Annotated in this window: 13 protein-coding genes; 8 read left to right on the plus strand and 5 right to left on the minus strand. The window is 31.4% G+C overall.

The features are described 5' to 3' along the window. Positions 1-45 precede the first annotated feature (45 nt). Positions 46-1173, minus strand: coding sequence for an alpha/beta hydrolase-fold protein (locus tag WG945_RS15995; protein WP_231874651.1), 1128 nt, complete (start codon positions 1171-1173; stop codon positions 46-48). A gap of 98 nt (positions 1174-1271) precedes the next feature. On the opposite strand from WG945_RS15995, the gene WG945_RS16000 reads away from it, so the two are divergent. From WG945_RS16000 to ftsY, 8 genes are all read left to right on the plus strand, one after another. Then, a complete protein-coding gene (locus WG945_RS16000; RefSeq protein WP_068449909.1) occupies positions 1272-2111 on the plus strand; it encodes a 1,4-dihydroxy-2-naphthoyl-CoA synthase in 840 nt (279 codons plus the stop codon). A gap of 79 nt (positions 2112-2190) precedes the next feature. After that, positions 2191-3060: a formyltetrahydrofolate deformylase gene (purU, locus tag WG945_RS16005; RefSeq protein WP_068449910.1), complete on the plus strand. Its 870-nt coding sequence runs from the start codon at positions 2191-2193 to the stop codon at positions 3058-3060. A gap of 95 nt (positions 3061-3155) precedes the next feature. Beyond that, complete coding sequence (locus tag WG945_RS16010; protein WP_068449911.1) at positions 3156-3764, plus strand: fumarylacetoacetate hydrolase family protein; 609 nt, start codon at positions 3156-3158, stop codon at positions 3762-3764. Between the two features lie 315 nt (positions 3765-4079). Then, the gene (locus WG945_RS16015) at positions 4080-5327 is read left to right on the plus strand and encodes a competence/damage-inducible protein A (RefSeq protein ID WP_068449913.1); all 1248 of its coding nucleotides are present in this window, start codon (positions 4080-4082) and stop codon (positions 5325-5327) included. 82 nt (positions 5328-5409) lie between these two features. Next, on the plus strand, positions 5410-5649 hold the full coding sequence (gene rpmB, locus WG945_RS16020; RefSeq protein ID WP_068449914.1) for a 50S ribosomal protein L28: 240 nt from the start codon (positions 5410-5412) through the stop codon (positions 5647-5649). 29 nt (positions 5650-5678) lie between these two features. Continuing rightward, entirely contained in the window at positions 5679-5861 is a 183-nt protein-coding gene (rpmG, locus tag WG945_RS16025) for a 50S ribosomal protein L33 (RefSeq protein ID WP_068449915.1), read from the plus strand. A 50-nt stretch (positions 5862-5911) separates the two neighbouring features. Beyond that, entirely contained in the window at positions 5912-6064 is a 153-nt protein-coding gene (locus tag WG945_RS16030; protein WP_082864237.1) for a DUF4295 domain-containing protein, read from the plus strand. 306 nt (positions 6065-6370) lie between these two features. Further along, positions 6371-7345, plus strand: a complete 975-nt coding sequence (gene ftsY, locus WG945_RS16035) for a signal recognition particle-docking protein FtsY (protein WP_068449916.1) — start codon at positions 6371-6373, stop codon at positions 7343-7345. Between the two features lie 89 nt (positions 7346-7434). On the opposite strand, the gene cysK is transcribed toward ftsY, so the two are convergent. From cysK to WG945_RS16055, 4 genes are all read right to left on the minus strand, one after another. Next, positions 7435-8361 (minus strand): cysteine synthase A, encoded by a 927-nt coding sequence (cysK, locus tag WG945_RS16040; protein WP_068449917.1) that lies wholly within the window; start codon positions 8359-8361, stop codon positions 7435-7437. A 324-nt stretch (positions 8362-8685) separates the two neighbouring features. After that, a complete protein-coding gene (locus WG945_RS16045; RefSeq protein ID WP_068449918.1) occupies positions 8686-10887 on the minus strand; it encodes a M1 family metallopeptidase in 2202 nt (733 codons plus the stop codon). 133 nt (positions 10888-11020) lie between these two features. Continuing rightward, complete coding sequence (locus tag WG945_RS16050) at positions 11021-13150, minus strand: M1 family metallopeptidase (protein ID WP_068449919.1); 2130 nt, start codon at positions 13148-13150, stop codon at positions 11021-11023. 61 nt (positions 13151-13211) lie between these two features. Further along, positions 13212-13709: a DUF6702 family protein gene (locus WG945_RS16055; protein WP_068449920.1), complete on the minus strand. Its 498-nt coding sequence runs from the start codon at positions 13707-13709 to the stop codon at positions 13212-13214. Positions 13710-13719: the final 10 nt, after the last annotated feature.

Here is a 13719-nt window from a genome sequence, read left to right on the forward strand (position 1 = left end):
GTATTCTTAAACTTTGCTAACTGCTAACTGCTAACTGCTAACTGATTATCTTCCACCTAGTCTTAAAATATTTTCATAAAACTTATCTGCATTAGGGTCTGCAGGATCCATTTTTCCATAACCAATTTTGTATTGTACAATTGCTTTACTAATTTGTTTACCGCTTTCGTAAAATTTACCAATATAATAGTCGCCTAAAGGAGAAGAAGGGTAGAGTTTTAAAATCATTTTACCAAAAGGAAGTAACTGATCTCCATTTTCCTTTTCCATAATTATTTTTTCCACAGCAAAAATATCAGTTTCTCTTATTCCTAAACTACTACCAAAAAGGAATTCGATTTCTAAGTATTTATTTTCTAAATAAGCAATAACATCCGAAGGCGATAAATCTTTGATGTTTTTATCAAACTCTTCTTTAGAAATTGCAGAATAAACCTGAAAAACTTGATTTAGTGCTCTAGGAATTGCTTCGCTAATAGCAGATATACTACTAGCGGTGTTGATGGTATCATTTATAATGTTAAAGTTTTTTAGCTCTAAAGACTTTAAACCTCCTTGTAATTCTCCGATTTTTGTTTGTTTGTCAGTAGAAAATGAAGTAGAATTGTTTATGTATAGGTAAAAAGTATTGTCTTCTTTCTCATATCTTGGTAAGTTGTACGCTTGTAATTGTTGTCCTATAAAGTCAGAGAAAATAGGATTTATACAGATGTATGAATTAATAAGAGGAATTCTTTCGCCTAAAAAAAAGGAAACTAAGTTTGCCGAAGTACCTTCTCCAATAATAGAAATAAAAGGAGAAGTTTTATAGGTGCTTTCTATTTCAAAAATAACTTCATCTTTTATAAATTGATAAAATTTCTTGTTATCTGTAGTTAATTCTCCGGTGGTTCTATTAAAATAGGTGTCTTTTTTTCTGGTTTTAGCCATTTCAATTCCTACTACAATTTGCTTTGGAGCTTTGTCTTTAGCTGCAAATAAAACAGAATTACCTACATACGTATCAAACAAAATCTCACTATCTAAAACAACTGCCAAAGGATAGTTTTTATCCTCTTCAGGGTCATAACCTTCTGGTAAATATATTTTTATATCTCTTTTGTCATCTGCATAATCAGAGATAATTGTTTTTTTTATTATTTTTTGTGCATACCCGCTAAGGCAAATCAACATAAATATTAGGGTGAACGATTTCTTTATCATAAATTTGAATCTTTATTTTTGTAACCAATTTTTTTGTTCTTCTAAAAGAACGTCCAAAATACAAAATTATGATACAACCCGAGTGGAAAACTGTTAAAGAATACGAAGACATTACCTATAAAAAGTGTAATGGAGTTGCTAGAATTGCATTTAATAGACCTAATGTTAGAAATGCTTTTAGACCAAAAACAACCAAAGAATTATACGATGCTTTTTACGATGCAGGCGAAGATGTAAATATTGGCGTTGTGCTACTTTCTGCGGAAGGACCAAGTACAAAAGATGGTGTTTATTCTTTTTGTTCTGGTGGCGATCAAAAAGCACGAGGACACCAAGGTTATGTTGGTGACGATGGTTATCACAGATTAAATATTTTAGAAGTACAACGTTTAATCCGATTTATGCCAAAAGCAGTTATTGCTGTGGTTCCGGGTTGGGCAGTTGGTGGCGGACACAGTTTACATGTTGTTTGCGATTTAACTTTGGCATCTAAAGAACACGCTATTTTTAAACAAACAGATGCAGATGTAACTTCTTTTGATGGTGGTTATGGTTCTGCATATTTGGCAAAAATGGTTGGACAAAAAAGAGCTCGTGAAATCTTTTTCTTAGGAAGAAATTATTCAGCACAAGAAGCTTATGAAATGGGAATGGTAAATGCTGTTATTCCGCATGATGAGTTAGAATTTACTGCTTATGAATGGGCACAAGAAATTTTAGAAAAAAGTCCGACCTCTATAAAAATGTTAAAATTCGCAATGAACTTAACAGATGACGGAATGGTTGGTCAACAAGTTTTTGCTGGTGAAGCAACAAGACTTGCTTATATGACTGAAGAAGCAAAAGAAGGAAGAGATGCTTTTCTTGAAAAGAGAAAACCAAACTTTCCTAAAAAATGGATCCCATAGAGAGTTTGTGGTAAGTCATTTTTAGTAAAGTAGTATGAGTTGTCTGGTTGAGCGCAGTCGAAACCTAAATAATATAACAATGAAATCACAAGTAGTTTCTTTTTTAATAAAATGTCCAGATCAAAAGGGATTAGTAGCAAAGATTACTAGTTTTTTTTATGAGAAAGGATTCAATATTTTAAGTTCTCAACAATATGTAAATTCAATTGAGAATACCTATTTTATGAGGGTTCGTTTAAATGCAGAGGGCACTGATATTTCTAAGGAAACATTAGAAAATAATTTTTTGCAGTTGGCAGCACCTTTAAATATAGATTGGTCTGTAAATTATGGCGATAAAAAACAAAATGTTGCTATTATGGTTTCGCACACAAGTCATAATTTATATGATTTGTTAGAGCGTTCTAAAGAAGGGCGATTAGATTGTAATGTGAAGATGATTATTAGTAATCATAATAAATTAAGATACATTGCAGACATGTTTAATGTCCCTTTTTATCATTTACCTGTTACAAAAGAGACCAAAAAAGACCAAGAAGATCAAATTGTACAATTGTTAGATTCTAATGGAGTAGATTTGGTAATTATGGCAAGGTATATGCAAATTTTATCTGCAGATTTCATCAATCATTATCCAGAGAAAATTATCAACATTCATCATTCTTTTTTACCCGCTTTTCAAGGAGCTAATCCCTATAAAAAAGCATATGAAAGAGGTGTAAAATTAATTGGGGCAACAGCACATTATGCTACGGTAGATTTAGATGAAGGACCAATTATTGAGCAAGATGTAAAACCTGTAACGCATGAAAGTACACCAACAACTCTAAAAAGGATTGGTGCAGATATAGAGAAATTGGTATTGGCTAGAGCAGTTAAAAACCACTTAAATCATCAAATAATTGTTTCTGGAAATAGAGCAGTTGTTTTTCCAGAAGCAGGAGAGTAAAAAAAGTAGGCAGTAATTCACTTGCAGTTGGCTGTTTAGAATTAAAATCTACTTTAATTATAATTTTTGAATCATTTAATTTTCAACGTATATAAATGAAAATAATCTGTATTGGGCGCAATTACGCAAAACATATCGAAGAATTAGCAAACGAAAGACCAGAAAACCCTGTTGTTTTTTTAAAGCCGGATTCTGCTATTTTACCAAGAAAAAATCCATTTTTCATACCTCCTTTTTCTAATGATGTTCATTATGAAGTAGAGGTTTTGGTGAAAATAAATAAAGTTGGTAAACATATTGATGCAAAGTTTGCTCATAAATATTATGATGAAATTGGTTTAGGAATCGATTTTACAGCAAGAGATGTTCAGGCAAAATGCAAGGAAAAAGGTTTGCCTTGGGAGAAAGCAAAAGCTTTTGACGGAAGTGCTGTTGTAGGAGAATTTTATCCGAAGGAAGAATTTGATTTAGAGAACTTAAAATTTCAATTGTTTAAGAACAATGAAATTGTTCAGGACGGAAACACAAATGCAATGTTGTGGAAAACGGATGAACTAATTTCTTATGTTTCTCAATACTTCACCTTAAAAAAAGGAGATATTATTTTTACAGGAACACCAGCAGGAGTTGGTAAAGTTGTAGAGAATGACAATTTAAAAGGAGTTATTGAAGGAAAAGAAGCTTTTAATATTAGAGTGAAATAGGTTGATAAATTTTACAATACAAATAATAGCATCAATATTTGTTGGAATTTGTTTTATGTATTTGGCTAAAAGGTTTCAAAAAAATAATATCTTTTACTTTTGTATAGGTTTTTTTGTCTCTCTTGCAATCCGAATTATTTATTTACTTATTTATGGTTTTTTTACAGGTTTTAAACTTCAGCAAGATTTTGAGTCTAATAGAAATTTATCGATCTTATTGAGTGTTATTCTTTCATATTTCCTTTTTGTTTTTTTACGAAAAAGATTAAAGAATAAAAATTTAGATTATCAAAATATAAATGAAATAGGCGCATAATGCAGGCAGAAATTATTACAATAGGAGATGAAATTCTCATCGGACAAATTGTAGATACCAATTCACAATTTATTGGTCAAGAATTAAATAAAATCGGAGTTTCAGTTTATCAGATAACTTCTATTCAAGATGATAGACAACATATTCTTAATGCTTTAAAGGAAGCACAAAAAAGAGTAGATATTGTTATTATTACTGGCGGTTTAGGTCCAACAAAAGATGATATCACTAAAAAAACAATTGCAGAATATTTTAATGATCATCAATTAATAGAATATCCAGAAGTAATTGCGCAAATTAAAGAGATGTTTATAAAAGTAAATCATCCTTTTAATGATGTGCAAAGGTATCAAGCGCAATTGCCATCCAAAGCTACCTTATTAAAGAATGTTTTTGGTACAGCACCCGGAATGTGGTTTTATGAAAACGAGACTGTCTTTGTGTCACTTCCTGGAGTTCCGTATGAAATGAAAGGTTTAATTACCAATGAGGTATTGCCAAAAATTCAAAAGCAGTTTAAATTACCTTTCATTATTCATAAGACAATTATGACCTATGGACAAGGAGAAAGCATGATTGCAGAAAGAATAGAAGATTTCGAAAACAATTTACCAACTTATATTAAGTTAGCGTATTTACCATCATTTGGTAAAGTTCGATTGCGTTTATCCGCCAAAGGCGCTCACAAAGAAATTTTAGAAAAAGAACTGAATGATAAAGTAGCTGAAATTTATAAACTAATACCAGAAATTATTACTGGTTTAGATGATGATAGTTCTTTAGAAAAAAGAGTAGGAGCGTTGTTAAAAAGAAATAATGAAACAATTTCTACTGCAGAAAGCTTAACCGGAGGTCAAATTGCCGCAAATTTAGTGTCTGTTGCAGGTTCATCGGACTATTATAAAGGTAGTTTTGTAACGTATTCTGCAGAAACAAAAATTAATTTATTAGGTGTTTCCGCAGAAACGATTGATAAATATAGCGTTGTTAGTAAAGAAGTAGCTTTAGAAATGGCAAGAGGAGTGAAGGCTAAATTACAGACAAATTATGCAATTGCAGTTACTGGTAATGCAGGACCAAGTGCAGATAATACAGACAAAAGTGTAGGTATTGTGTATATTGCTTTTATATCGGATACTACAGAGTTGGTGCAAGAATTTAACTTTGGCCAGCCAAGAGAAAAAGTAATTAATAGAACGGTAAGTAAGGCTTTAGAAATAGCAAATAAAGAAATTCTTAAAAAATAATTAAAATTGTTTTGTTCAGAATTAGAATTAAGTGTATATTTGCACCTCGTTTAGAGATAACACTATAAATACTGTCGAAAAGATGTCTAGAGTTTGTGAATTAACAGGTAAAAAAGCAATGGTTGGGAACAATGTATCTCATGCTTTAAATAGAACTAAGAGAAAGTTTGACGCTAATCTAATGACCAAGCGTTTTTATATCCCAGAAGAAGATAAATGGATAACATTAAAAATTTCTGCTTCTGCATTAAAAAATATTAACAAGAAAGGAATTTCTTCAGTTATAAAAGACGCGAGAGCTAACGGATTTTTAACTAAATAAGCGCTCAAGCGATTTAAAATTTTATACAAATGGCAAAAAAAGGTAACAGAGTTCAGGTAATTTTAGAATGCACAGAGCACAAAGCTTCTGGTAAAGCAGGTACATCTAGATATATTACAACAAAGAACAAAAAGAACACTCCTGATAGAATGGAAATTAAAAAATTCAATCCTATCTTAAAGAAAATGACTGTTCACAAAGAAATTAAATAATTAAACTATCTAGAACTCAGAATAGAGCACATAGATTAAAAACTTAGACAATGGCAAAGAAAACAGTAGCATCGTTACAAACATCTTCAAAAAGATTAAGTAAAGCTATCAAAATGGTAAAATCTCCAAAATCTGGAGCTTATACTTTCGTAGAAAGTATTTTAGATCCTTCTAAAGTAGATGCTTTTTTAGCAAAAAAGTAGTAATTACTACATAAAAATATATAAAACTACTTTCTAATTTAGAAGGTAGTTTTTTTTGTGTCTTATAATTACGTATTTTTGGGCGTTTCCTAAAAAGGTCGCGCTTTACATTGTATCTTTTCTTAGACTGTTATGGTTAAGAAAAATTTGTGGTTTTAATGATAATCTTTAAATTTAAATAATTTATATTTATAAGAAAAGGATGCCATTTCAATCGCTAACGCAATCTTTTTTAGTGACAATATGACCAAACCCAACAAATGGCACGTTTTTTAACGTATTGCTATTATAGTATAAAAGATAAAAATGAGTTTTTTTAAAAAAATATTTTCAAAAGAAAAAAAAGAAACCTTAGACAAGGGATTAGAAAAGTCTAAAGAAAGTTTCTTTGGTAAATTAACCAAAGCGGTTGCTGGTAAATCTAAAGTAGATGATGCTGTTTTAGATAATCTAGAAGAAGTACTTGTAGCATCTGATGTTGGTGTAGGTACAACTCTTAAGATTATTGAGAGAATAGAAGAAAGAGTTGCTAAAGATAAATATGTTGGTACAGATGAACTAAATAGAATTCTTAGAGAAGAAATTGCAGGTTTACTTTCTGAAACGAATGTTGGTAACGAAACAGAATTTGTTATTCCAGAAATTCCTAAAGATAAAGACGGTAATAAAATGCCTTATGTCTTGATGGTTGTTGGTGTAAATGGAGTTGGTAAAACAACCACTATAGGTAAGTTAGCGAGTCAGTTTAAAAAACAAGGATTAAAAGTTGTTTTAGGTGCAGCAGATACTTTTAGAGCTGCAGCTATAGATCAATTACAGGTTTGGGCAGATAGAACAGATGTACCTATTGTACGTCAAGAAATGGGATCAGATCCTGCTTCTGTAGCTTATGATACTTTAAAATCTGCAGTAAATCAAGATGCAGATGTGGTAATTATAGATACCGCTGGTCGTTTACACAATAAGATAAATTTAATGAATGAGTTGACCAAGATAAAACGTGTTATGCAAAAAGTGGTAGCAGATTCTCCACATGATGTATTATTAGTTTTAGATGGTTCTACTGGTCAGAATGCTTTTGAACAAGCAAAGCAATTTACGTTGGCTACAGAAGTTACTTCTTTAGCAGTTACTAAATTAGATGGTACAGCAAAAGGAGGAGTTGTAATTGGTATTTCAGATCAATTTAAAATACCTGTAAAATATATTGGAGTAGGAGAAGGTATAAATGATCTACAAGTGTTTAATAAGCATGAATATGTAGATTCATTTTTTAAATAAACCAATCTAATTTTATTTTATAAAAATCTGAAATAAATTTAGATTGACAAAAAAAGCCTCACAATTTGTGAGGCTTTTGTATTAAACTACTATATGGGGTATTTTGCTGTAAGCAAACCTTCTACAGATAGGTAACGTTCTCCTGTATCATAATTCATAGTTAATATAACTTCTTCACCTTTTAAGGTTGCTAACTGTTTTCTAACAGCTGCCAAAGAGGCTCCTGTAGAAATACCTACTAAAATTCCTTCTGTTTTTGCAATGCTTCTAACTTCTGCAAATGCTTCTTCATTTGTTATTTTAACTGCACCATCAATTATATTTTTATTGAAAGTTTCAGGGAAGAAACCTGGTCCTATTCCTTGTAATTTGTGAGGCCCTGGTTCTCCGCCAGAAATAATAGAAGATCCTGTAGGTTCTACTGCCAATACTTTTATGCCTGGAAATTTTTCTTTTAAAACTTCTGCCATACCTGTAATATGTCCACCAGTTCCAACCCCTGTAATTAAATAATCTAAACCTTCAGGAAAGTCGTTTACTACTTCTTGAGCAGTGGTTTTATGGTGTATTTCTGGATTTGCAGGATTTGTAAACTGAGAAGGCATCCACGCATTTTTATTCTCTGCAACCATTTCTTTTGCTTTTGTAATCGTACCTCCTAAACCTAATTCTTTAGGTGTAAGGACAAGGTTTGCTCCGTAAGCTTTCATTAAAGCACGTCTTTCTACGGACATAGACTCTGGCATTACCAAGGTAAGTTTTAGGTTTTTTACAGCAGCAACCATTGCTAAACCAATACCAGTGTTACCAGAGGTTGGTTCTATAATTTCTGTATCTTTATTAATTAAGTTTTTGTTTTCTGCATCTTCAATCATAGCTAATGCAATTCTATCCTTAATACTTCCTCCTGGATTTGCTTTTTCTAGTTTCATCCAAACATTTGCATTTGGAAATAATTTAGCTAATCGTACAACGGGTGTGTTACCGATGCTTTCTAATATATTATTAATTTTCATATAGATTCTATATTTAGTTTGTATTGTTATTTTATAAGAGTAGCTAAGTTAAAAATTTAACTTAAAAGATCCTTAGCATAACTCCTAATTTATTGCTAAAAATAGTGAATCACCTTTATAAATCAGGACAAATTATACTTTTACTTTGTTTAGGAGTTAGTTGTTTTTTAAGAGTGAAAACACGGTAAAATTATGATTAATTTAAACTGACAAGACTTAATAAAAGTTAATACTATTTTTAAGTACAATACAAAACCTATAAGTTTATCAAAATAAAAAAGCCTCACAAACGTGAGGCTTTTAGCATATTCTAAAAAAAATAAATTATTCTTTTACTTTATTTTTAAATTTATCAAATTCATTGGTTACTTTCTTTGGCCAACTGTTGTTAGAAGTATCTACATCTGCAGTTTCAAAATCTGGATCTACCGTTATGTTTGTTATTTCTTGTGTAGAAGAAAAAACTCTTTTAACACTTGTATCATTTTTCATCCAAATTTGTGCAGGAAATGTTTGTTTTTCTGTAGTACCATCTTCATATGTTAATCCTACAATTATTGGCATTACCAAACCTCCTGGTTTTTCAAATTCTACAGCATAAATATAAGAAGGTACTTCTTTACCTTTAGCGTATGTATCCATTGCTTTTGCATTGGCATCTTCTTTTTTATCTGTAATGTATACTAAATCTCCTAAGCCATCAAAATATTGCTTGTATTGCTCTTTTAATTTGTTAACTCTTTCATTAGGTTTGTCTGTTAAGTATAAAGGTTTTACTTCTTTAATACCTATATCAGTTACATCTGTAGTGTAAAACCAACCTCTCCAAAACCAATCTAAATCCATAGCAGAAGCATCTTCCATTGTTCTAAAGAAGTCTGAAGGTGTAGGGTGTTTAAACATCCATCTTTGTGAATAGGTTCTAAATGCATGATCAAATAATTCTGGCCCCATAATAGAGGTACGTAAGATATATAATGCAGCTGCTGGCTTTGTATATGCGTTAGGTCCAAATTGTTTTACGTAATCTCCTTGAGACATAATAGGAGAGATGCTACTTTGGTCTCCTCCCATATATCTTGTAATTTCTTTAGCAGGATTTTTTGAAAATAAATCATAATCATAGGTAAACTCAGCTAATATTTCTACAAAAGAGTTTAAGCCTTCATCCATCCATGTCCATTGTCTTTCATCAGAATTGACAATCATCGGAAAAAAGTTATGCCCTACTTCGTGAACAATTACACCTATCATTCCTTTTTTAGTTCTATCAGAATAGGTTCCATCAGGATTTGGACGTCCAAAGTTGAAACAGATCATTGGGTATTCCATTCCTTGTCTTTCTGAGTGTACAGAAATTGCTTTAGAATATGGGTAATCGAATGTTAATTTAGAGTATTCAATTAATGTGTGTGCAACAGCTCTTGTAGAGTGCTCTTCCCATAAAGGGTTTCCTTCTTTAGGATATAAAGAAACAGCCATTACTGTTTTACCGTTTATATTGGTAGCCATTGCATCCCAAATATATTTTCTAGAGGTTGCAAATGCAAAGTCTCTTACCTTTTCTGCTTTAAATTTCCATGTTTTTGTATTTGTAGCACGTCCTTTTTCTGCTTCTTCAGCTTCAGCTTGAGTAACAATCATCACTGGGTTATCAAAAGTTTTTCTTGCTTTTTCCCAACGATTACGTTGTGTCTTCGTTAAAACATTTTTTTCGTTCTGTAACTCACCTGTTGCGTCAACAATGTGATCTGCTGGTACTGTTATGTTTACTTCGTAATCTCCGAATTCTAAAGCAAATTCACTACGACCCCAGAATTGCATATTTTGCCATCCTTCTACATTGTTATACACTGCTAATCTTGGAAAGAATTGTGCAATTGTATAGTTGTTGTTGCCGTCAGGAAAAGTTTCTAAACCAGAACGTCCTCCGTCTTTATTGATATCGTTGATTTTATAATTCCATTTAATACTAAATTTAAAAGTATCACCAGAAGCCAATGGTTTTGGTAAATTAATACGCATCATTGTGCTGTTTATAAAATGAGATAAAGGTTTACCATCACTTTCTACTTTCTCAATATTAAAACCAAAACCTTTACCTTCCTTCATAAAATCTTTTTTGAAATTTTCTGGAGTTATAAAAGGAGTTGCACCTGTAGATTGTGTTAAAGGAGTTTTAGAATCATCTGCTCTCATGTTCTGATCTAACTGTACCCATAAATACTCTAATTGATCTTTAGAGTTGTTGTGGTACGTAATCTTTTCATCTCCATAGACTTTGTTGGTGCTTTCGTCTAAACGAATATCCATAACATAATCAACTTTTTGTTGGCTATATTGACTACCTGGTGCCCCAGAAGCAGTATGTTGGTCATTTGGTGTTGCTAAAACATCTTTTAGTTGTCTAAACTTGTTTTGATCTGTGTGCCCTTGTTGGGCTTTACTTTCTTCTTTTTTTTCTTGTGCAAAAGTACCTGCAGCAACAAAGAATAAAGAAAGTACGAATAAAGTGAGTTTTTTCATTTGAGTTATTTGAATTTAAAGTGAGCTAAACTATGAATATTGTTGGTTATTTGTTAAAAAAAGTTAAAACTTTAACAAATTTTTATAAAAAAAAGCGATATGTTGTCATATCGCTTTAATTATTGAGCTTTTGTTATCCTTTTATTTTGCTTTTAAATTTGTCGAATTTATTATTACTCTCTTTTGGCCAGCTATTGTTAGTGGTATCTACATCTGCTGTTTCTAAATCTGGATCTATAGTAATTTTAGAGATTTCTTTATCAGAAGAAAATACTTTGGTTATTTCTTGATCATTAAGCCTCCAGATTTGAGCAGGATATACTTTTCTCTCCATGCTTCCGTCTGTATATGTAAATTGTACTATAATTGGCATTACCAATCCACCTGGTTTGTTGTACGTAATTTCGTAATGAAATTTAGAATTTTTGCTTTTTGCACTGCCAAAACCTAAACCTTCAGTGGTGTCTTCAATAAAATCTACTTGATCATCATTTGCTTTTGTATGGTATTTTTTTACACCTTTAATTCCAATATCTGTTACATCGGTAGTGTAAAACCAACCTCTCCAAAACCAGTCTAAATCCATAGCAGATGCATCTTCCATAGTTCTAAAAAAATCTGCAGGTGTTGGGTGTTTAAACATCCATCTTTGAGAATAGGTTTTAAAAGCATGATCAAATAATTCGTGCCCCATAATAGTTTCTCTTAAAATCCATAACGCAGTTGCTGGTTTACCATAGGCATTGTTACCAAATTCATAAACGTTATCTCCTTTAGACATAATAGGTGCAATTTTAGATTGATCTCCAGCCATATATTTTACAATATTTTTAGGATACCCTCTTACAACAGGAAAATCTTTGTCGTATGCTAATTCTGCTAACATTTCCATATAAGAATTTAAACCTTCGTCCATCCAAGTCCATTGTCTTTCATCAGAATTTACAATCATCGGAAAAAAGTTATGTCCAACTTCATGTATGGTTACTTTTATCATTCTGTATTTTACTCTGTCAGAATACCCTCCATCAGCTAAATCTGGTCTACCAGGATTGAAACAAATTTGTGGATATTCCATTCCCATTTGTCCGTCTACAGAAATTGCTTTGTGATACGGATAGTCAAATGTGTATTTAGAATAAGTTTTTAATGTTTGTGCTACTGCTTTTGTAGAATGGTCTCCGTATAATGGGTTTGCTTCTTTAGAATATAAAGAATGTGCCATTACCGTTTTACCATTAATATCTACTGCCATTGCATCCCAAATAAATTTTCTAGAACTTGCAAAAGCATAATCACGTACATTTTTAGCAACAAATTTCCAAGTCTTAGTCTCTTTAGATTTGCTCTTTTCTATTTTAGTAGCTTCCTTTTGTGTACGAATCACAACAGGCTTGTCAAATGTTTGTTTTGCCTTAGCAAATCTTTTTAATTCTGTTTTTGTAAAAACATCACTTTCGTTTTGTAAAACACCAGTTGCACCTAACATGTGGTCTTTAGGGGTTGTAATGTTTACGGTAAAATCTCCAAATTCTAAAGCAAATTCACTTCTTCCCCAAAACTGATCATTTTGCCAACCTTCTACATTGTCATACACGCACAATCTTGGGTAAAACTGAGCAATTACATAATTGTTATTATCATTTTCTGTAAAGTGCTCAAAACCAGATCTACCACCTTGAGTTCTATGGTTGTTGATGTTGTACCACCAGCTAATATTAAAAGAAAAAACTTCTCCAGAAGCCAACGGTTTTGGTAAATTAATGCGCATCATGGTTTGGTTAATGGTATGCGATAATTTGCTACCATTGGTATTGGTTACACTAGTAACACTAAAGCCACCATCAAAAGGTTCTGAGTTATAAGTACTTTCAAACTTACTTTTAGAGATGCTTTTAGTAATTTTACTAGACTGAATATCTGGTGATTTAGAATCTTTAGCTCTTACATTTTGATCTAATTGTACCCATAAATATGCCAATTCATCTTTAGAGTTGTTATGATACGTAATGGTCTCATTACCTATTATTTTTTCATTTTCATCATCTAAAACAATATCCATTACATAATCTACTTTTTGCTGCGTGTAATTTACACCAGGAGCACCAGAAGCAGTTCTTTGACTATTAGGAGTTGCTAATTCATCTTTAAGTTGTTTAAATTTATTTTGGTTGGTATGACCTTGTTTTGTTATTTTTTCTTGGGAAAACGTAGTTGTCCCCATAAAAAAAATGCTCAATAAGAGTAATGTGATTTTTTTCATATATGCCTGAGTTTAATTTGCCTACAAATTAAGGATTAGTAGGAGAAAAAGTTAAAAAGAGTTAAAATTTTAACAAACCTTTATCATTTTTAGCACTTAACAAGATACTTTTGTGTTTTTTGCCAATTTTAGATTTGATTAAATTTTGTTGTTCTGGAAAGTGCTTTGTTAAAACCTTATTGATGATTTCTATTTTTTCTAGTTGTTTAATATCTTCTATTTCTAGATAAAAATAAACCAAATCACCATCATATTCTTTACCGATGTAATTAAATGCTCTAGGAACATCATCAATTTTTAATTGCAGTTTTTCGTTTAGATATTTTATAAAATAAATATCATTGTTTTTTAATTCTTTCTTGGTGGTTAGTTGCAAGTCGATATTGTAGTCTTTGTTTATGGCGAGTTCAATATCATCCATAAAGACATTCATGGTTATTTGAACAGCTTGCAATTCGCTTCTATATTCAATTTGAGTTAGGCTCAGATAATATTTGTGAGTAGAGAAGGAGAGAAGGGGAATTAAAAATAAAAGTAAAATAGTTTTTTTAGTATTCATGCTGGATTTA

Origin of the sequence: Polaribacter atrinae, assembly GCF_038023995.1 — a bacterium.
Classification (GTDB): domain Bacteria; phylum Bacteroidota; class Bacteroidia; order Flavobacteriales; family Flavobacteriaceae; genus Polaribacter; species Polaribacter atrinae.